The 19,818-nt window shown below is 68.2% G+C and carries 20 protein-coding genes; 5 read left to right on the plus strand and 15 right to left on the minus strand.

Translation table 11 applies throughout. The annotated features are described in order from the left end of the window. Nucleotides 1-113: 113 nt before the first annotated feature. On the plus strand, nucleotides 114-1,538 hold the full coding sequence (locus BGN95_RS22985; protein ID WP_286774134.1) for an efflux transporter outer membrane subunit: 1,425 nt from the start codon (nucleotides 114-116) through the stop codon (nucleotides 1,536-1,538). A 97-nt stretch (nucleotides 1,539-1,635) separates the two neighbouring features. On the opposite strand, the gene BGN95_RS22990 is transcribed toward BGN95_RS22985, so the two are convergent. Beyond that, nucleotides 1,636-3,042: a helix-turn-helix domain-containing protein gene (locus tag BGN95_RS22990; protein ID WP_286774135.1), complete on the minus strand. Its 1,407-nt coding sequence runs from the start codon at nucleotides 3,040-3,042 to the stop codon at nucleotides 1,636-1,638. Nucleotides 3,043-3,205: 163 nt separating this feature from the next. Between BGN95_RS22990 and BGN95_RS22995 the strand changes: the two genes are divergently transcribed. Beyond that, a complete protein-coding gene (locus tag BGN95_RS22995) occupies nucleotides 3,206-3,361 on the plus strand; it encodes a hypothetical protein (protein ID WP_179512762.1) in 156 nt (51 codons plus the stop codon). A gap of 94 nt (nucleotides 3,362-3,455) precedes the next feature. Next, a complete protein-coding gene (locus BGN95_RS23000; protein WP_265270612.1) occupies nucleotides 3,456-5,051 on the plus strand; it encodes an isocitrate lyase in 1,596 nt (531 codons plus the stop codon). Nucleotides 5,052-5,167: 116 nt separating this feature from the next. Here BGN95_RS23000 and BGN95_RS23005 read toward each other — a convergent pair whose 3' ends face one another. The 4 genes from BGN95_RS23005 to BGN95_RS23020 all read right to left on the minus strand — a co-directional run bounded on the left by BGN95_RS23005 (nucleotide 5,168) and on the right by BGN95_RS23020 (nucleotide 9,331). Continuing rightward, nucleotides 5,168-6,532, minus strand: coding sequence for an L-serine ammonia-lyase (locus BGN95_RS23005; protein ID WP_265313450.1), 1,365 nt, complete (start codon nucleotides 6,530-6,532; stop codon nucleotides 5,168-5,170). Nucleotides 6,533-6,660: 128 nt separating this feature from the next. Next, complete coding sequence (locus BGN95_RS23010; RefSeq protein WP_265270607.1) at nucleotides 6,661-7,980, minus strand: sensor histidine kinase; 1,320 nt, start codon at nucleotides 7,978-7,980, stop codon at nucleotides 6,661-6,663. Beyond that, nucleotides 7,977-8,645 carry a response regulator gene (locus BGN95_RS23015; protein WP_265313449.1) on the minus strand — a complete coding sequence of 223 codons (669 nt, stop codon included), beginning with the start codon at nucleotides 8,643-8,645 and terminating at the stop codon, nucleotides 7,977-7,979. Before BGN95_RS23015 ends, BGN95_RS23010 begins: the two co-directional genes overlap by 4 nt. A gap of 161 nt (nucleotides 8,646-8,806) precedes the next feature. Then, nucleotides 8,807-9,331 carry a hypothetical protein gene (locus BGN95_RS23020; protein WP_286774136.1) on the minus strand — a complete coding sequence of 175 codons (525 nt, stop codon included), beginning with the start codon at nucleotides 9,329-9,331 and terminating at the stop codon, nucleotides 8,807-8,809. Nucleotides 9,332-9,485: 154 nt separating this feature from the next. Here BGN95_RS23020 and rph point away from each other — a divergent pair, with 154 nt between their 5' ends. Continuing rightward, entirely contained in the window at nucleotides 9,486-10,199 is a 714-nt protein-coding gene (gene rph, locus BGN95_RS23025; protein ID WP_286774137.1) for a ribonuclease PH, read from the plus strand. Further along, entirely contained in the window at nucleotides 10,196-10,822 is a 627-nt protein-coding gene (gene rdgB / locus BGN95_RS23030) for an RdgB/HAM1 family non-canonical purine NTP pyrophosphatase (protein WP_286774138.1), read from the plus strand. Before rph ends, rdgB begins: the two co-directional genes overlap by 4 nt. A 40-nt stretch (nucleotides 10,823-10,862) precedes the next feature. Here the strand turns inward: rdgB and BGN95_RS23035 are convergent, their stop codons facing one another. The 10 genes from BGN95_RS23035 to BGN95_RS23080 all read right to left on the minus strand — a co-directional run bounded on the left by BGN95_RS23035 (nucleotide 10,863) and on the right by BGN95_RS23080 (nucleotide 19,805). Continuing rightward, the gene (locus tag BGN95_RS23035; protein WP_286774139.1) at nucleotides 10,863-11,732 is read right to left on the minus strand and encodes a 3-hydroxyacyl-CoA dehydrogenase NAD-binding domain-containing protein; all 870 of its coding nucleotides are present in this window, start codon (nucleotides 11,730-11,732) and stop codon (nucleotides 10,863-10,865) included. A 213-nt stretch (nucleotides 11,733-11,945) separates the two neighbouring features. Continuing rightward, nucleotides 11,946-12,854, minus strand: a complete 909-nt coding sequence (locus BGN95_RS23040; protein ID WP_179512771.1) for a flagellar motor protein MotB — start codon at nucleotides 12,852-12,854, stop codon at nucleotides 11,946-11,948. Further along, nucleotides 12,855-13,718, minus strand: a complete 864-nt coding sequence (motA, locus tag BGN95_RS23045) for a flagellar motor stator protein MotA (protein WP_265270595.1) — start codon at nucleotides 13,716-13,718, stop codon at nucleotides 12,855-12,857. A 97-nt stretch (nucleotides 13,719-13,815) separates the two neighbouring features. Continuing rightward, nucleotides 13,816-14,706, minus strand: coding sequence for a flagellin N-terminal helical domain-containing protein (locus BGN95_RS23050; protein ID WP_286774140.1), 891 nt, complete (start codon nucleotides 14,704-14,706; stop codon nucleotides 13,816-13,818). Beyond that, nucleotides 14,706-16,052 (minus strand): flagellar hook-associated protein FlgK, encoded by a 1,347-nt coding sequence (gene flgK, locus BGN95_RS23055; RefSeq protein WP_286774141.1) that lies wholly within the window; start codon nucleotides 16,050-16,052, stop codon nucleotides 14,706-14,708. Before flgK ends, BGN95_RS23050 begins: the two co-directional genes overlap by 1 nt. After that, on the minus strand, nucleotides 16,052-16,393 hold the full coding sequence (locus tag BGN95_RS23060; RefSeq protein ID WP_265270590.1) for a rod-binding protein: 342 nt from the start codon (nucleotides 16,391-16,393) through the stop codon (nucleotides 16,052-16,054). The genes flgK and BGN95_RS23060 overlap by 1 nt, the downstream gene beginning before the upstream one ends. Then, entirely contained in the window at nucleotides 16,390-17,547 is a 1,158-nt protein-coding gene (locus tag BGN95_RS23065) for a flagellar basal body P-ring protein FlgI (RefSeq protein ID WP_265313444.1), read from the minus strand. Before BGN95_RS23065 ends, BGN95_RS23060 begins: the two co-directional genes overlap by 4 nt. Further along, nucleotides 17,547-18,236, minus strand: a complete 690-nt coding sequence (locus BGN95_RS23070; protein WP_432423327.1) for a flagellar basal body L-ring protein FlgH — start codon at nucleotides 18,234-18,236, stop codon at nucleotides 17,547-17,549. Before BGN95_RS23070 ends, BGN95_RS23065 begins: the two co-directional genes overlap by 1 nt. 14 nt (nucleotides 18,237-18,250) lie before the next feature. Next, on the minus strand, nucleotides 18,251-19,039 hold the full coding sequence (gene flgG / locus BGN95_RS23075; protein ID WP_179512778.1) for a flagellar basal-body rod protein FlgG: 789 nt from the start codon (nucleotides 19,037-19,039) through the stop codon (nucleotides 18,251-18,253). A 13-nt stretch (nucleotides 19,040-19,052) separates the two neighbouring features. Continuing rightward, nucleotides 19,053-19,805, minus strand: a complete 753-nt coding sequence (locus tag BGN95_RS23080; protein ID WP_265270584.1) for a flagellar basal body rod protein FlgF — start codon at nucleotides 19,803-19,805, stop codon at nucleotides 19,053-19,055. Nucleotides 19,806-19,818: the final 13 nt, after the last annotated feature.

The following is a 19,818-nucleotide window of genomic DNA, read 5'->3' on the forward strand; positions in this document are numbered from 1 at the left end:
AACGATATCTTCTGGCTGCTCGGGATCGGCATCATCTGCGTCATCCCGCTCGTCATGTTCCTGCGGCCGCTGCCCAAGGGGCAGCCGCTCGCGATGCATTGAGGCTTTTGGTCATGCGTAACGCCCTCGCGCTCCTGCCGCTCGCGGCGCTTGCCGCCTGCACCGTCGGGCCGAATTATGCCGGGCCGGCGTCGGCCGGCGCGGCCAAGCCGCCCGCCAATTTCGTCCGTGCCGCCGACGCCACCGCGCCCGCCGCGCCGACCGTCGCCTTGTGGTGGACCGGGCTCGGCGACGCGACGCTCGACGAGCTCGAACGCCGCGCGCTCGCCGCCAATCCCAACGTCCAGATCGCCGAAGCGCGGCTCAAACAGGCGCGCGCCTCGCTCCGGCTCGAACGCGCCAACGAATTGCCGAGCGGCAATGCGCAGGCGACCTATCTCCACGCTCAGCTCCCGGGGATCAACCTCGGGCAGAGCAGCGGCGGCGGGGGCGGCGGATCGACCAGCCTCGATTTCTACAATCTCGGCTTCGACGCGAGCTGGGAGATCGATCTGTTCGGCGGGCAGCGCCGCAAGATCGAGGCGGCGCGCGCCTCGATCGGCGCCGCGGAGGCCAATGTCGCCGATGCGCAGGTCAGCCTGACCGCCGAGGTGGCGCAGAATTACGTCAATCTGCGCGATCGCCAGCAGCGTATCGTGCTGGCGCAGGAGGCCGCGGCGCAGCAGCGCGAGTTGCTGCGGCTGACCGAGCAGCGCTACGGCGCGGGCACCGCCTCCGCGCTCGATGTCGAGCGGCTGCGCGGGCTGGTCGAGCAGAGCGATGCCGCGATCCTGCCGCTCAACGCCGAGCGCGACGCCTATCTCAACGCGCTCGCGACGCTGGCGGGCGAGGCACCGGGGGCGCTCGACACGTTGCTCTCGCCGGCGCGCGCGGTGCCGCTGCCGCCGGCCGAGGTCGCGGTGGGCGATCCCGCCGCCTTGCTCCAGCGCCGCCCCGATATCCGCGCCGCCGAACGCCAGCTCGCGGCCGCGACCGCCAAGATCGGCGCCGCCGAGGCGGCCAAATTCCCACGCATCAGCTTCATGGGGCTGATCGGGATCGGCGGGAGCAAGCCGGGCGATATCTTCGATCTCGACAAGATCTCGGCTTTGGCCGCCCCGCAGCTATCGTGGAATTTCCTCGACTTCGGGCGCAACGCCGCGCGTGTTGGGCAGGCCGAGGGCGCGCGCGACGAGGCGGCGGCGCAATATCGCGGCGCGGTGCTCAATGCGCTCAAGGACGCCGAGGATTCGCTGTCGCGCTATGCCGCGCGGCGGCAGACGGTGGCCAATGCGGCGCGCTCGCTCGCGACCGCGGAGCGCAGCGCGAAGCTGATGCGCCAGCGCTTCGACGCCGGCACCGCGACGATGATCGACGTGCTCGACGCCGAACGCCAGCGCACCTCGGCGCAACAGACGCTGAGCCAGAGCACCGCCGCGATGACCGCCGATTATGTCGCGATCCAGAAGGCGCTCGGATTGGGGTGGGCGGCGCCCTAGCCCCCTCCGTTCGCCCTGAGCTTGTCGAAGGGCTGCACTTTCTTCGTTGGAAGAGAAGGGCAGGGCTTCGACAAGCTCAGCCCGAACGGGAGGGAATTCATTCCTCCCCCGCAAAGCTCAGCGCCGATACCCCGCGTTCGCGATCGTTGACCAGCAGCGCGCGCCCGTCGGGCGCCGCCGAGCGTTGCGCGCAGGCCGCGCGCAGACAGGCGCGGCAGCCGAGCCCGATCGGGGTCGCGGCGCCGGCCAGATCCAGCCCGCGCGCCGCCGCCAGCCCCCCCGCCTGCTCCGCCGCGACACCCAGGCCGACCGCGAATTCCGCCACTACCTCATGCGGCGCGGCATCGGGGCGTCCGCCCGGCGCGCCGGTGGTGCGCGCCTGGGTGAACCAGCGCGCGCCGTCCTCCAGCTCGACCAGTTGCACCGCCAGCGCCCCCGGCCGGTCGAAGGCGTGGTGGAGGCGCCATAACGGGCAGCGCCCGCGCGCCTCGACCAGCACGCCGCCGCTCGCCCCGGCGTAACGCTTCGAGACCTGTCCGGCGCGGTCGATGCGGATCATGAAGAAGGCGAGCCCGCGCGCGCCGACGCGCTGGAGCGTGGTGAGCCGGTGCGCAACCTGTTCGAAGCTCGCGCCGAAACGGCGTTCGAGCACGCTCACGTCATAGCCGCTTGCCTCGCACGCGCGCAGGAAGCGGGCATAAGGCATCATCACCGCGGCGGCGAAATAGCCCGCGAGGTGGCGGCGGAACAGCCGTTCCGCGCTACGATCGGCGAACGCGGCGCCGCGCGCGAGCGCGTCGATCTCGGTCCGCGCCTCGAGTTGCGCGAGCTGCGCGGCGAGCGCGAAGCAGCGCGCCGGCGCGTCGAGCGTCTCGCTCAACTGCAATTGCCGCGCGTGGAGATCGAGCCGGCGCAAGAGATCGGGCATCACCTCGATCGGCAGGATGCGGATCGACAGCCCGTGCTTGACGCGCAACCGCTCGACCAGCCCGGCGTAGAGATCGGCGCCGACCAGCCGGAGGTCGTCGGCCAGCGCCTCGGCCGCCGCGTCGAGATCGGGGAAATGGTTGCGCCAGCGGTCGATCTCGCGCCGTGCCGCGGCCATCGCATCGTCGCGTCCTGCGTCCGCCGGCGCCTCCCCGCCCCCGCCGGCGCGATCGAAGGCGCGTGCGAACGCCTCCGCCCCGCCGGGCGCGGCGGCGAGCCATTCCTCCACCTCGTGGCGGTCGATCTCCAGATCGGCGAACAACGGATCGGCGAGGCGCCGCCGGATCGCCGCCGCCCCGCCGCCCGGTTCGCCCGCCGCGAGCGCGCGCGGGTCGAAATCGAATTGCTCGGCCATCCGCACCAGCAATGCCGCCGGCAGCGCGCGCTGGTTGCGCTCGATCAGGTTGAGATAGCTCGGCGAAATCTCGAGCATCTCCGCCATTGCCGCCTGGGTCAGCCCGGTGCGGCGCCGAAGCCGGCGCACCGCATGGCCAGCAAGCAGTTTGTCCCGCGCCATTGCCGTCGATCCTGTAAATTACTTTACAATATGACCGCTATTAACGCGCTTTCCGCGACGTGGCGACACGAATTCAGTGTGTTTCCGGCTCTCTTTGCGCGTTTTCGTCGATTATCACACTTCCATCAGGCGGCGACGCCGGAACGCAATCAGGAGCCACGTAATGACCAAGGAACCGCAGCGCAGCCGCGCCGTGTTCTCCACCGAGGACTTCGGGCTGATGAAGGAAGCGGTCGCGCATTATGTGCGGACAATCGCGGACGATCCCCGCTCGGCGAAATTCTCCAATCTCTACCACCGCCTCGGCCGGCTCGGCTGACGCACGACTTCCTGGGGAGGAAGGTGTCCGCCGGCGCTTCACGCGTCGGCGGACATTTCCATCCCTCGGCCCGATTATCGAAGGAGCAATATCCGTGACCTATCAGGAGCAAATCGCCGGCGCCGACAAGCTGATCAAAAGCTTCAACGGCACCTGGGACGGGATCGACGCCGAGGCGGTTGCGCGGATGCAGCTTCAGAACCGGTTCCGCACCGGGCTCGACATCGCGCGTTACACCGCCGCGATCATGCGCCGCGACATGGCGGCTTATGACGCCGATCCGGCGGCCTATACCCAGTCGCTCGGCTGCTGGCACGGCTTCATCGGGCAGCAGAAGCTGATCTCGATCAAGAAGCATTTCGGCTCGACCAAGGGCAAGTATCTCTACCTTTCGGGGTGGATGGTCGCCGCGCTGCGCAGCGAGTTCGGCCCGCTGCCCGATCAGTCGATGCACGAGAAGACCAGCGTCCCCGCGCTGATCGAGGAGCTCTACACTTTCCTCAAGCAAGCCGATGCGCGCGAGCTGAGCCTGATGTTCCGCGATCTCGACAAGGCGCGCGAGGCCGGGAACGAAGTCGAGGTGCAGCGGCTTGTCAATGGAATCGACAATTTCGAGACGCATGTCGTGCCGATCATCGCCGATATCGATGCCGGTTTCGGCAATGCCGAGGCGACCTATCTCCTCGCCAAGAAGATGATCGAGGCGGGCGCCTGCGCGCTGCAGATCGAGAATCAGGTCTCCGACGAAAAGCAATGCGGGCATCAGGACGGCAAGGTCACCGTGCCGCACGAGGATTTCCTCCAGAAGGTCCGCGCCTGCCGCTATGCCTTCCTCGAACTGGGCGTCGAGGACGGCATCATCGTCACCCGCACCGATTCGCTCGGCGCCGGGCTCACCAAGCAGATCGCCTACAGCCGCGAGCCGGGCGATCTCGGCGACCAGTATAATGCGTTTCTCGATTGTGAGGAGGTGACCGATCTCGCGTCGCTACGCGGCGATGTCGTGATCGAACGCGACGGGAAGCTGATGCGCCCGAAGCGGCTGGCGTCGAACCTCTATCAGTTCCGCGAAGGGACCGGGGCCGACCGCTGCGTGCTCGATTGCATCACCTCGCTGCAGAACGGCGCCGACCTGTTGTGGATCGAGACCGAGAAGCCGCACATCGAGCAGATCGCGTCGATGGTCGATCGCATCCGCGAGGCGGTGCCCAATGCCAAGCTGGTCTACAACAATTCGCCGAGCTTCAACTGGACGCTCAACTTCCGCCAGCAGGTCTATGACCGCTGGGCGGCGGAAGGGAAGGACGTCTCGGGCTATGACCGTGCGCGGCTGATGAGCGCCGATTATGACGAGACCGAGCTGGCGCGCGAGGCCGACGAGCGTATCCGCACCTTCCAGAAGGACGCCAGCGCGCGGGCGGGGATCTTCCACCACCTCATCACGCTGCCGACCTATCACACCGCGGCGCTGAGCACCGACAATCTCGCCAAGGAATATTTCGGCGAGGCGGCGATGCTGGGCTACGTCAAGGGCGTCCAGCGGCAGGAGATCCGCCAGGGGATCGCCTGCGTGAAGCACCAGAATATGTCGGGCAGCGACATCGGCGACGATCACAAGGAATATTTCGCCGGCGAGGCCGCGCTGAAGGCCGGCGGGGCGCATAATACGATGAATCAGTTCGCGGCGTAGGCCGCACGCGGATAGCCGCGCTATCCGCGAGACGGACAAGCCCGGCCGGCGGCGGGTGTTCGCACCCGCCGTCCGACGGCGCGGCTTTGCCGCGCCGCTTGCCGCTCAGCGCAGGCTCAGCATTCCACCACGTTGACCGCGAGTCCCCCCAGACTCGTCTCCTTATATTTCGAGCGCATGTCCTTCCCCGTCTGGCGCATCGTTTCGATCACCTGATCGAGGCTGACGATATGCCGCCCGTCGCCGTGGAGCGCGAGATAGGCGGCGTTGATCGCCTTGATCGCACCCATCGTGTTGCGCTCAATGCACGGGATCTGCACCAGCCCGCCGATCGGATCGCAGGTGAGCCCGAGGTTGTGCTCCATCCCGATCTCGGCGGCATTCTCGATCTGCGCATTGCTCCCGCCGAGTGCCGCGACCAGCCCGCCGGCGGCCATCGAACAAGCCACCCCGACCTCGCCCTGGCACCCCATTTCCGCCGCCGAGATCGACGCGCGTTTCTTGTACAGCATCCCGATCGCCGCTGCGGTGAGCAGCAGGGTGCGCACCCCGTCGCGCGTCGCGCCGTGGACGAAGGTTTCGTAATAGCGCAGCACCGCCGGGATCACCCCCGCCGCGCCATTGGTCGGCGCGGTGACGACGCGCCCGCCCGCCGCATTCTCCTCGTTGACCGCGAGCGCCCACAGGCTGACCCATTCGAACACCAGGCTGGGGTCGCTGCGCGGGCCGCGTTCGAGCAGTTTCTCGCGGATCGCGCGCGCGCGGCGCTTGACCTTGAGCCCGCCGGGCAATTCGCCGGTCGCCGCACAGCCGCGCTCGATCGAGGCGGTCATCGCGTCGCGCACGCGATCGAGGAAACCGTCGGTCTCGGCATCCTCGCGCCACGCGCGCTCGTTGGCGCGGACGATCGCGGCGATCGACAGATCCTCCGTCGCGCCGGTCGCGAGCAATTCCGCCGCCGAGCCGAACGGATAGCGCGGCTGGCGGTTGGCGCGCTCGGGCTCGGCGCCCTCCTGCCGGATCACCCCGCCGCCGATCGAATAATAGCGCCGGATCACCTCGCTGCCGTCGGCGAGCGTCGCGGTGAAGGCCATCGCATTGGGGTGGCCGGGCAAGAAGCCCGGGCGGAACAGCAGGTCGCGCTCGATATCGAAGTCGATGGCGACCCGCCCGTCGAGCGCCAGCCGCCCGTTCGCGCCGATCGCCGCAATCAGCCCCTCGACCGCCGCCGGATCGACCGCCTCGGGCGTCTCCCCCGAAAGCCCGAGCAGCACCGCGCGATCGCTATGGTGCCCGCGCCCGGTGAGCGAGAGCGACCCGAACAATTCGCATTGCACGCGAACCGGCACCAGCCCCGCGTCGACCATCTCGCGCGCGAACGCCTTGGCGGCGCGCATCGGCCCGACGGTGTGCGAGCTCGACGGGCCGATCCCGATCGTGAACAATTCGGTGACGCTGACGGCGGAGGGGTCGGAAATCATCCGGCGGGTCTAGGAGCGGGGCGGTCAAACGGCAACGGGGACGCCGGGGCAGAAGCAACAACGACGCAATGCATTACGTGTCGTGATTGAAGTCCCTTTAAGCCCCTCCGCTTCAGGGGAGAGGCTTTTCAGGTCAAAGGCGTCGCATCCAGCCGCAGCCGCAGCAGTGCGCCGCCGCTCGTGCTGCGTCCGGTCTCCAGCGCCCCGCCGCATACCCCGAGGATACGCTCGACGATCGACAGCCCCAGCCCGGCGCTGTCGCTGCGCGCGGTATCGCCGCGGCGGAAGCGGCGCGCGGCGGGATCGCGCGCGTCGACCGCGAGCCCCGGGCCGTCATCCTCCACCGTCAGGCTGCCGTCGGCCGCCGCGGAGACGGTGATCGCCGATCCCGCCGGGGTGTGGCGCACCGCATTGTCGATCAAATTGGTGACCGCGATCAGCAGCAATTCGGCTACCCCGCGCACCCGCGGCGGCGCCTGATCGGGCTCCTCGAAGGCGATGCTGTGCCCAGAGCGGTAGACGATCGGCACCATCGCCTCGACCGCATCGCGCGCCAGCGCGACGGGATCGACCATCCCCAATTGCGGGTGCAGCCGATCGATCGCGGCGAGATCGATCAGCTGGCGGATGACGTGATTGGCCTGCGCCACCGCACCGCCGATCTGATCGCGCTGCGGCGATTCGGGCAATTGTTCGAGCCGGAGCGAGATCAGCGCGAGCGGGGTGCGCAGCTCGTGCGCGACATTGCCGATGAAATCGCCCTGCGCGCGATACCCCGCCTCCAGCCGGTCGAGCGCGCGGTTGGTGGCGTGGACCAGCGGCATCGCCTCGCTCGGCATCCGCGCCTCATCGATCCGCCCATCGAGCCGCGGGAGCCCGATCGCATCGGCATCCGCCGCCGCATCGCGGAACATCCCCGTCACATGCCGCAGCACGATGAACGACAGCAGCAGCGAACCGAGCAGCGCCGCGGCGATCACCCAGGCGAAGCGGCGCAGGAACGAGCGCACCACATCGTCGACGATCTCCTCGGGATGGGTGCGATCCTGCGCCACCACCACCCAGCCATTGCCCCCCGCGGGGAGCGCGACCGGGCGGGTGAGGACGTCATAGCGCCCCCAGGTGGTGAATCTCCGGTCCGCGCCGTGCGGCAGATCGGAAAGGTCGAACGGCAACACAGCCGGGCGCGCCTGGAGCGCCTTTCCCTGCGCGTCGAACAGCGCGAAGAAGCGGTTGCCGTGCTCGCGCGGCAGCGGCTGGTCGGTCGCCCCGCTGCCATGCGCGAAGCCGGTCGCCTCGCGCTCGAGCCGCGCCGCGATGAACGCGTCGGCGGTATCGTGGAGCATGTGCGACAGGAGCAGCGGCAGCGCGACCGCCACCACCACGACGATGACGATCTGGCCCGCGAGCAGCTTGCCGAACAGCGAACGGGGAAGGCGGAACGTCATGTGGCGGAGAGCATATAGCCGATTCCGCGCACCGTCTGGACACTCACCTCGGCATGATCCTCCAGCTTGCGGCGCACGCGATGCACATAGACGTCGACCGCGTTCGACCCAAGCGCCTCCCCGGCGCCGAACAATTGATCGGCCAGCACGCGCTTGGGCACGACATGCCCGGCGCGCCGCATCAGCAGCTCGAGCAGCTCGATCTCGCGCACCGACAGGCTGAGCGGCGCGCCCGCCACCCGCACCTCGCGGGTCGAGATATCGAGCGTCACCTGCCCCGCGCGCAGCACATCCTCGACATAGCCCCCCTGCCGCCGCAGCACCGCCGCGAGCCGCGCGTGAAGCTCGGCGAACAGGAACGGCTTGACCAGATAATCGTCGGCGCCGCTTTCCAGCCCGAGCACGCGCATCTCGCCCTCGCCGCGCGCGCTGAGCACGATCACCGGCACGTTGCGGCGCTGCCCGCGCAGCCGGCGCAACAGGCTCAGCCCGTCCTCGTCGGGCAGGCCGAGATCGAGGATCACCGCGGCATAATCGGTCGTGGCGATCAATTGCTCGGCGTCGCGCGCATTGCCGGCGAGGTCGCACCGTATCTCGCGCCGCTGGAACGCCGCGGCCATCGCCTCGGCCAGTTCCTCATTGTCCTCCACGATCAGCAGACGCATCGGCGCGCTCCCTGCTCCGCCCTCTCACCGCTCGCCATCATTGACGGCCTGAGCTTGTCGAAGGGCGTCCCGCCCGCCGTGAGTCAGGGCCGCCCTTCGACCGGCTCAGGGCGAACGGGGATAGGTGGTCCGGCCTATCCCCTGCCGCCGCCAAACCCCGATCAATTCGGCGCGAAGGTCGCGTCGATCGTCCCGCCGCCGGGCACCTGGCACTGGCCCTCGCCGCCGCCGCTCATCCCGCTCGACGGGCGGATCAGCGTGAAGCGGCAACGCATCCGCCCGCTGGGGCCGGTCAGATTGGCGAGCACCTTGCCCGAATAATGCGTCACGAAATCCTGCGTCGGCCCCCAATAGCCCCAGCCGCCCCAGCCGCCGCCCCACCGGCCACCCCAGCCGCCGCGCCAGCCGCGATACGGGCCGACCGGGCCCCAGCCGGCCCATAACGGGCCAAGCTCGTCGACCCGCGTCTCGCTGGTGATCTGGAAGAAGGTGCCGGTATAGGTCGCGCCGTTCGAAAGCTGTGCGGTCATCTGCCCGCTGCGCGCACTCTGCGCGCGCCAGTTGAACGTCGCCGACAGGCCCGGGACGCGCGAATCGCCAACGCCCGTGCCGGTGGTGGTGCAGCCCGCGAGCATTCCCGCCGCGACCAGCACGGTGAGCGGAAGGGTTTTCGAAATCCGTGTCATGACAATCACTCCTGCCTCCCGCGCCGACATTCTCAACGCCAGCGTTGCCGAATGGTGTCGCGCATTTTGCTGACGCGCGCCTTACGCCGCTCGTTCCTTGCCAGTGGGGAGCGCACCCCCTAGGGCCGGGCCAAACCCAAAGGAGATTTCCCCGATGCGCCCCAGCGGCCGCACCCCCGATCAGATGCGCGCGATCGTCATCGAACCCCGCTTCACCCGTCATGCCGAAGGATCGGTGCTGATCGGGTTCGGCGATACCAAGGTGATCGTCACCGCCAGCGTCGAAGAGCACGTGCCCCCGTTCCTGCGCGGCAAGGGCCAGGGCTGGGTCACCGCCGAATATGGCATGCTGCCCCGCGCCACCCATACCCGCGGCAGCCGCGAGGCGGCGAAGGGCAAGCAATCGGGCCGCACCCAGGAAATCCAGCGGCTGATCGGCCGCAGCCTGCTCGCCGTCACCGATCTTTCCGCGCTCGGCGAGCGGCAGATCACGCTCGATTGCGACGTGATCCAGGCCGACGGCGGCCCCCGCACCGCCTCGATCTCGGGCGCGTGGGTCGCGCTGCGGCTCGCGGTCAACGGCCTTATCGCCGCGGGCAAGCTGGAGCGCGATCCGATCGGCCAGAAGGTCGCGGCGGTGAGCTGCGGGATCTTCCAGGGCAATCCGGTGCTCGATCTCGATTATGACGAGGATTCGAACGCCGACGCCGACGCCAATTTCGTGCTGCTCGAAAACGGCCATATCGCCGAGGCGCAGGCCACCGCCGAGCACGCCACCTATGACGAGGAAGCGCTGCTGCGCCTGCTCCGCCTCGCGCGGATCGGCTGCACCGAAATCTTCGCCGCGCAGGCGAGGGCGGTGGCGTGAGCGGCGAGGGCGGCGAGCCGCAGGCGATCCGCAAGCTCGCGCCGGGCAAGCTGGTGATCGCCAGCCACAACCCCGGCAAGGTGCGCGAAATCGCCGAACTGCTCGACGGCCACGGGCTGGACGTCGTCTCGGCCAAGGCGCTCGACCTGCCCGAGCCCGACGAGACCGGCACGACCTTCGTCGCCAATGCCGAGTTGAAGGCGCGCGCCGCGGCGGACCTTTCGGGGCTCCCGGCGCTGGCCGACGATTCGGGGCTGTGCGTCGATGCGCTGGGCGGCGATCCGGGGATCTTCTCCGCGCGCTGGGCGGGGGAAAGCAAGGATTTCAACGAGGCGATGCGCCGCATCGAGGACAATCTCGCGCGGCTCGACGCGCCGCCGCGCGACGCGCATTTCGTCTGCGCGCTGGCGCTGGCGTGGCCCGACGGGCATGTCGAATGGTTCGAAGGCCGGGTCGACGGCACGCTTGTCTGGCCGCCGCGCGGCGACAAGGGCTTCGGCTACGACCCGATGTTCCTCCCCAACGGCGAAACCGAGACGTTCGGCGAGATGGATCAGGCCCGCAAACACGCGATCAGCCACCGGGCGGACGCGTTCCGGCAATTGGTGCGCGCGGTTTTCTGACCTTAAAGCCCCTCCCTTTCAGGGGAGGGGCTTAAGAGGCTCACCGCGTCGGGACGGGGACCTCGCCCGAATAATCGTAGAAGCCGCGCCCGGTCTTGCGGCCGTACCAGCCGGCCTCGACATATTTCACCAGCAACGGCGCGGGGCGGAATTTCGGGTCGCCGGTGCCCTCGTGGAGCACGCGGGTGATCTCCAGGCAGGTATCGAGCCCGATGAAATCGGCGAGGGTCAGCGGCCCCATCGGGTGGTTGAGCCCGAGCTGACAGGCGAGATCGATGTCGCGGATCGTCGCGACCCCCTCGCCCAACGCGAAGCACGCCTCGTTGAGCATCGGCATCAGCACGCGGTTGACGATGAACCCCGGCGCGTCATTGGCGTGGACCACCTGCTTGCCGAGCGCGACGGCATAATCCTCGACCCGCTTGACCGTCGCATCGGTGGTGGCGAGCCCACGGATCACCTCGATCAGCCCCATCACCGGCACCGGGTTGAAGAAATGCACCCCGATGAAGCGCGACGCATCGGGCGCGGCCTGCGCCAGCCGGGTGATCGGGATCGACGAGGTGTTCGACGCGAGCACCGCATCGGCGGCGAGCACCTTGCCGACCTCGGCGAAGATCGCGCGCTTGATTTCCTCGCGCTCGGTCGCGGCTTCGACCACCAACCCCGCCGGCGCCATTGCGGCGACGCTGTCGACCGGCTCGATCCGATCGAGCAACTGATCGCGCGTGGCGGCGTCGATCTTGCCCTTTTCGACATCGCGCGCGAGCCGCCTGGCGATCCCCGCCTTGCCTGCCTCGGCCCGCGCCTTATCGACATCGGCGAGCAGCAAGCGATAGCCTGCCTGCGCGGAAACCTGGGCGATCCCCGCCCCCATCTGCCCCGCACCGATCACACCAACCGCTTGCATCACGTGACTCCTTCGCTGTTGCGGAGCCGGATAACGGGTTTCGCGGCGATTGCCAGATGGGGGGCGGAAGGATCGGCGGGTGCTGGGTTAAGGCGCGATCACCCATCCCCGTTCGGGCTGAGCCTGTCGAAGCCCTGCACTTTTCTTCCGAGGAAAGAAGTGCAGCCCTTCGACAAGCTCAGAGCGAACGGAAACAGATCACCCGGTCCGCTGTCAGCGTCCGAACGTGCCCTCGCGATAGAGCAACGTGATCGCGACGCGGCGGTTGCGCGGATCGGCAGGGTTGTCGGCGATCATCGGTTCGCGGTCCGCCACGCCCTCGATGCGGTTGAAGCGTGCCTCGGGGATGTTCGCCTGCGCCAGCCGGCGGCGGGTCGCCTCGGCGCGGCCGGTGGCGAGCGTCCAATTGTTCATCGCGCGCGGATCGCCATAGGGCACCGAATCGGTGTGCCCGCGGATCATGATCGGGTTGCTCGTCTTGGCGATGCTGTCGCCGACCATCCCGATCAGCTCGGACGCGGCGGGTTCGAGCACCGTCGTGCCGAGCGCGAACATCGAATAATTGGCGTCGTCGATGAGATCGATCCGCATCCCGTCCGGGGTCATCACGAAGCGGATATGCCGCGACAATTTGGCGAGATCGGCGCGCGAGGCGATCCGTTCCATCACCTTGCGCTTCAATTCGGCGAAGTTGCGCCGATCCTCCGCCGCGATCGCGTCGGGGCTGCGCAGCGATCCCTTCTTGCCCGCGCCCTCCTGCCGCCCGCCCGATTCGCTCTGGATCTTCGCGGCGACCGTCGGCAGCCGCGAATTGCCGACATCGGGGCCGGTCTGCTCCTTGCTGAGGATCGATTTGCCGCCGAGGATCCCCGATCCGCCGACGCCGAGCGACTTGGTATCGAGCAGGGTCGGCGCGAAATAATCGGCGATGCCCTTGCGCTGCTTCTCGGTCGTCGCGCCGAGCAGCCACAGCAGCAGGAAGAAGGCCATCATCGCGGTGACGAAATCGGCATAGGCGACCTTCCACGCGCCGCCGTGATGCCCGCCATGCCCTTCGATATAGACCTTCTTGTAGATGATCTTCGGCGGCTGGTTGGTGCCGTGCGGCGCGCGCGCGGCCATTTACCGGCCCCTCAGACCGTCGAACACCTCGGCGAAGCCGGGCTGGTTCTTGTGCGCGATGCCCGAGCGCGCCGCCTCGATCACCAGAGGCTGCGGATGGCCGTGGAGCGAGGCGATGATGATCTGCTTCACCACATGATAGATCGCCGCATCGGCCTCGATCACCTGCTTCAGCCGGTTGGCGAGCGGGCTGACGATGCCATAAGCGAGCAGCACACCCATGAAGGTGCCGACCAGCGCCGAGCCGATCATCGCGCCGAGGATCGACGGCGGCTTGTCGATCGACCCCATCGTCTTGACGATGCCGAGCACCGCCGCGACGATGCCGAGCGCGGGCAAGGCGTCGGCGAGGCTGGTCAGCGTGTGCTGCGGCCCTTCGACCTCGTGGTGGTGGGTCTTGATCGCATTGTCCATCACGTCTTCCACCGCATGCACGTCGAGCGTGCCCGAGGAGACGACGACCAGCCGCAGCGTATCGGCGATCAGGTTGACGAGCGTGGCATCGGCGAGCAGCCGCGGATATTCGGCGAAGATCGCGGAGGATTTGGGATCCTCGACATGCGGCTCGAGCGCGATCGGCCCTTCCATCCTGAGCATCTTCATCAGCTTCGAGACGAGGAAGATGACGTCGAGATAATCCTGCTTCTTATATTTCGGGCCCTTGAACACCTTGCCGAGCCCGGTGCCCATCGCCTTCAATTCCTTGCTGGAATTGCCGATGACCAACGCACCCGCGGCGGCGCCGCCGATGATGATGAGCTCGTGCGGAATCGCCTCGAATACCGGCCCAAGCGCGCCGCCGGTGAAGGCGAAGCCGCCGAACACCATGACGACGAGGACGACGAGGCCGATGGCCGGAAACATTCAGCATACCCCCCGGGAAACGAAACTGATCCTCATGACATTCGTGGTTAGCGCGCGTTCGTCGCCATCTGGTTAACCACGCCCCTTCACCCGCGGCTCATCGCAGATAATCGAACAGCGACAGGCTGGAGAGCTTGGAGAAGCTCGCCTGGGTCGCCTGCAGCGAGGTCATGGTTTTCTGCAGCTGGGTGATCGCGGTCGCATAATCGAAGCCGTCAACCTGGTCGCGCGTCGCCGAGCGATCGGCCTTGGCGTCGGTCAGCTGGTTGGAGACGATATCGACCCGTGCGGCGCGCGCGCCGATCGACGCCTGCGCCGTCGCCACCTGATCCGATACCTGCTGCACCGTATCCGCCGCCGCGGCGGGGATATCGGTCCCCGCGTTGAGCGCGGCCATGGGCGCGGTGATCGCGCTGCCCAGATCGCTGGTGCCGGTCTTGAGGAAGCCCGCGGCATTGCTGCTCGGCTGGACCGACTGGCCGTCGCCGATCGAGATCGACGCACCCTCGCCGGTGGTGAAGCTGAGCGAGCCGTCGGCATTCTGCGTTACCGCCTGCCCGCCGCTATTGCCACCGAACAGCGGGCCGCCGCGCGTGTCGGCCACATTGGCGGTGGAGACGATCTGCGACAATATGTCGCCGAGCTGGTTGGCGATCGCCACCTTGCCGCTGGCGGGCAAGGTGCCGTTGCGCGCCTGGACGACGAGGGTCTTCACCTGCTGGAGCTGGTCGCCGATCGTGCCGAGCGCGCCGTCCGCCTGTTGCAGCACGGTTTTGGCGACCGTGACATTGGCGGCATAGGCCGCGCCATTGGCGTCCGCCTGCGACAGGCCCTGCAGCCGCTGCCACGCCACGCTGTCGTCGGACGGCGCGAGGATGTTCGACTGCGCGGTGATCTGCTGGTTGAGCCGGTCGGCCTGCGCGCTGAGCGAGCGCATCGTCGACGACGCGCGATCATAGAACAGGCTGGTGGAAGGAGCGATCGTCATCAGCGGATTTCCAGGATCGACTGAAAGGTGTCCCGCGCCGCCTGAATGACGCGGCTCGAGGCGGAATAGGCCTGCTGGAAGCGCATCAGATCGACCGCTTCGCTATCGAGATCGACCCCCGATACGGCATCGCGCGCGCTGACCGCGCCGTCGTGGATTGCGCTCTGCGCCGCGGCGACGGCATTGCGGTTCTGCAGCGCGGCGGCATTGGCGGCGACGAGCGTCGTCACCTTGGTTTCGAACCCGCCGCTGGTGCGCAGCGTGCCGAGCGCGAGGATATTGCTGTTGTCGCGCGTCCCCCCGCCGACCGCCGCGGCGGCGATCCCGCTGGGATCGGCGAGCGTCAGCGACACGTCGGTCGGCGCGGCGCCGACGCTGAACAGCGGCTGGCCGGCATTGTTGTTGAGATCGCGGCCCTGCGCCTGGACGCTGTTGACGCCGTTGACGAAATTGGTCGCCAGCGTGTTGAGCTGGTCACGCGTGTCGGCGATGCGCTGCGCGCCGTCGGCGATCCCGCCGAGCGCGCCGCCGTTCGGCGTCAGCACCGAATAATTGCCGCCCATCTGCACCGCGAACGACACCGCGCCCGATCCATTGCGGACATAGGTGACCGACGCGGCGTCATTGCCCGAAACCAGCGTCGGCCCGTTGCTGCCCCCCGCGGTGACGGTCGCGCGGCCCGCGGCGTCGAGCGTGACATGGACGTCGACGATCGCGCTCATCTGATCGAGCAGCGAATCGCGCTGGTCGGCGAGGCTCGCCGCCTGCGCGGTATTCGGCGCCGAGCGGCTCAGCCCGTCATTGACCTTGGCCAGCGCCGCCGAAAGCGAGGTCAGGCTGGCGGTCGCCTGATCGGCGCTCGCGTCCATGTCGGCGGTCACCTGCGCCAGCGCATTGCCGGTCGCGGTAAAGGCGTTGGCGACGGTGGTAGCGCTTTCGAGCATCGCGGCGCGCGGCGTCGGCGAGGCGGGATCGGCGGCGACGCTTTGCGCCGCATTGAAGAAATTGGTCAGGCTGGTCGAAAGATCGCTGCCGGTCAGCGCGGACTGGATGCTGTTGAGCCACACCGTCCCCGCCTGGGTCCGCGCGAGATCGGCGCCCGAATCGCGCACCGCGGCGGATTTGAACATGTCCGACGCGCGGTTGATCCCGGTGGCGATCGAGCCATAGCCGGTCATCGCCGCCGCGGCGCTGAGCACCCCCTGCACCGGCGCCAGCTCGGTCACATTGGTCGAGCGGCGCGCATAAGCGCCGTTGCCGACGTTGGCGATATTCTCCGAAACCGTCGCCAGCGCCGTCTGATAGGTCTTGACGCCCGAAGCGCCGATGGAAAGCAGGTCCGCCATCAGTCCGACTTAGCCGGCTCGGTGTTAAGGGCTGGTTGCGACCTGGCGAGGAAATCGGTCATCGCCTTGCCGATCCCGAGCGGCGCGTGATCGGCCATCGCCTGAACGAATTTCTGGTCCTGCATGTCGCGGAAGGTGTCGAGCGCCTTACTGTCGAACAGCGGGTCGGCGAGCTTCGCCTGGCGCATCGACTTGAGCATCATGCCGGTGAACACCGTTTCGAACTGCTTGCCCGCCTTGGCCAGATTCTCCTTCGACGCGGCGCGCGACAGCCCGGTATCGAGCCCGGTCGCGCCCGTGATCTGCATCTTGGCGACGCTGCCGGCGACATCCGCGGTCATAGCACGATCAGCTCCGCCTTGAGCGCGCCCGCTTCCTTGAGCGCCTCGAGGATCGCGACCAGATCGGCCGGCGAGGCGCCGATCGCATTGACCGCCTTCACCACGTCGGCGAGCTTGGGTCCCGGCGCGAGCAGGAACATCGGGCGGCGCTCCTCATCGACCGACACGTTCGATTTCTGCTCGAGCGCGGTCTGGCCCTGGCTGAACGGACCAGGCTGCCTGACCCGCTGGTTCTCGTCGATGCGCACGGTCAGCTTGCCGTGCGTCACCGCGGCCGGACCCACCCGGACCGCAGAATTAATAACGACCGTTCCCGTCCGGGCATTAACAATTACTTTTGCCGGCGGCTCGGCGGTGACCACGCTGAGATTCTCGATCGTCGACATGAGCGTCGCGCGCACGTCGGCGCCGACCGGCGCCTTGACCGCGATCGACACCGCATCCTTCGCCTCGGCGCTGCCCCCGCCCAGCCGGCTGTTGATCGCCGCCGCGACATTCTGCGCGGTGGTGAAATCGGCACGCGCGAGGTTGAAGGTGAGATACGGCGTCTGATCGAACCCGGTGGCGACCGCGCGTTCGACCGTCGCGCCCTCCGGGATGCGCCCGGTGGAGGGGACGTTGACGACGATCTGCGACCCGTCCCGGCCCTCGGCGCCGAGCCCGCCGACCGCAAGATTGCCCTGCGCCATCGCATAGATCTGGCCGTCGGCACCGAGCAACGGGGTGAGCACCAAAGCGCCGCCGCGCAGCGACTTGGCCTTGCCGAGCGAGGCGACGGTGATGTCGATCCGCTGGCCGGGCTTGGCGAAGGCGGGCAATTCCGCGGTCACCATCACCACCGCGGCGTTCTTGAGCCCCTGGCTGACGTTCGGCGGCAGCTGCAGCCCGAAACGCGAGGCGACCGCCTTCACCGACTGCATGGTATATTCGAGATTGTCGTCGCCCGTGCCGGGCAGCCCGACGACGATGCCGTAACCGGTCAGCTGGTTCGATCGGATGCCCTGGAAGGTGCCGAGATCCTTGATCCGATCGGCGCCGGCCGGATGGCCGGCGAGGATCGCGACGAGGATCGCGATCAGCGCCAGCCACCAGCGCGCGCGGTTCACCCGGCGCGGCCGCCCGGCGGACGGAAAAGGAAGCGCGATGCTGGTCATCAGAACGGGCTCACCACCTGGAAGAAGCGGCTCAGCCAGCCCTGGCGGCTGGCGCGGGCGACATCGCCCTTGCCGGTATAAGCGATCTGCGCGTCGGCCACGCGGGTCGACAGCACGCGATTGTCGAGATCGACATCGGCGGTGCGCACGATCCCCTTGATCTGGACGAATTCGTCGCCGCGATTGAGCGTGACGCGCTTCTGCCCCTGCACCAGCATCGTGCCGTTGGGGAACACCTGCGCCACCGTCACCGACATTTCGCCCGACAGCGAATTGGCCTGATCGGTGGTGCCGGTGCCCTTGAAGTTGCGCGTCCCGCTGGCCGAGGCGTCGGTCGGGCTGAACAGCGACAGCGGCCCGGTGCTCGGCGGGGTGATGCCGAAGCCGCCGCCCGAATCGAGCTTCGACGAGGCCGATTTGGAGGCGGCGGTGCGCTCGACCAGCACGATCGTCAGCGGATCGCCCACGCGGCGCGCGCGCCAGCCTTCGTGGAGCGCGGCATAGCCGGTCGCCGCCTGGAAGATCGCGCCATTCGCCTCGGGCGCGGCGGCCGGGGTCTGCGCCACCGGGGCGAGCCGCACCGCGGAGAAATCCTCCGCCGGCTTCTTCTTGCCGAACAGCCCCGCGGCCGCCGGCGAGGCGATCAGCGCGGCGCCGAGCGCGACGGAGAGGGAGATACGCATGGCCATCATCGATCCCGGCATCAGATGTTCTGGTTGACGTATTTGAGCATGTCGTCGGTCGCCGAGATCATCTTCGAATTGACCTCATAGGCGCGCTGCGTCTCGATCATGTCGACCAGTTCCTCGACGACATTGACGTTGGACGCTTCGAGCATCCCCTGCCGCACCGAGCCGCGCCCGTCCTGCCCCGGCACGCCGAGGTTGACCGGGCCGGAAGCGGCGGTTTCCATGACATAATTGTCGCCCGCGCTCTGCAGCCCGGCGGCATTGGGGAAGCTCGCGACCTGCAACTGGCCCAAGGTCTGCGCCTCGGTCTTGCCGGGCAGCGTCGCGGAGACGGTGCCGTCGGTGCCGATCGTGATCGAGGTGGCACCCTGCGGGATCGTGATCCCCGGCATCACCTGATAGCCGTCGCTGGTGATCAGCATGCCTTCGGGCGAGCGCGAGAAATTGCCCGCGCGGGTATAGCCCAGCTCGCCCGACGGCATCTGCACCTGGAAATAACCGTCGCCATCGATCGCGAGATCGAGCGCGTTGCCGGTGGTGTTGAGCGACCCCGCGGTATCGATCCGCGCGGTGCCCTGGACGCGCACGCCGGTGCCGAGGTTCAAGCCCGTGGCATATTGCGTCGACTGGGTCGATTGCGCGCCCGGCGCGGTCACCACCTGATAGCTCAACGTCGCGAAGGCGGCGCGATCGCGCTTGAACGCGGTGGTGTTGACGTTGGCCAGGTTGTTCGAGATCACGCGCATGCGCATGTCCTGGGCGTCGAGCCCGGTGCGCGCGATATGCATGGCGGCGGTGGTCATCGTTCAATCCCCCTCAGGCAGGAAGCCGCATCACCGAGGATGCGCCTTCGTCCATATCCTTGGCATTCTTGAGCAGGCTGGCCTGCACTTCGTAGCTGCGCTGGTTCTCGATCATGTCGACCAGCGCCTGCGTCATGTTGACGTTCGAACCCTCGAGCGTCCCGGCGATCACCTTGCCGTCGAGGTTCTCGGGCAGGGACCCGCCGCCGCGGACGTGGAGCAGATTGTCCAGCCCCTTCACGGTGTCGGCGCCATTGTCCGAGACGAGCTTGATCTTGTCGATCACCTGCGGCTTGCCCGTGGTATCGCCTTGCGGGATGATCGAGATCGACCCGTCCGAGCCGATCGACAGCCCGCTATAGGGCGGGATCGTGATCGGGCCGGACTGGCCCATCACGAGAAAGCCGTCGCCGGTCTGCAAGGTGCCCGACGGCGAGACCGAAAAGTCGCCGCGCCGCGTATAGGCCTCGCCGCCGTCGGGCGCCTGCACCGCGATCCAGTCGTTGCGGCCGTCGACCGCGACGTCGAGCGGGCGCCCGGTGGCCATCATCGTGCCCTGCTGCCGATCGGCGTCGGTGATCTCCGAGGTGGTCGGCGCGCGCGCCATCAGCGTCGCGCCGCCCCCGGTGAGCTGGATCTGATCGAACACCACGCGATCGGCGCGAAAGCCGGTGGTGGAGGCGTTGGCTATGTTGTTGGCGATCGCCGCCTGCGCCTGCATGTGCGCGCGCAGCCCCGTCGCCGCCGTATAGACCAGTTTGTCCATTTACGCCTCCGCC

Origin of the sequence: Sphingomonas sp. 66-10 (genome assembly GCF_001897045.1) — a bacterium.
GTDB lineage: Bacteria > Pseudomonadota > Alphaproteobacteria > Sphingomonadales > Sphingomonadaceae > Sphingomonas > Sphingomonas lycopersici.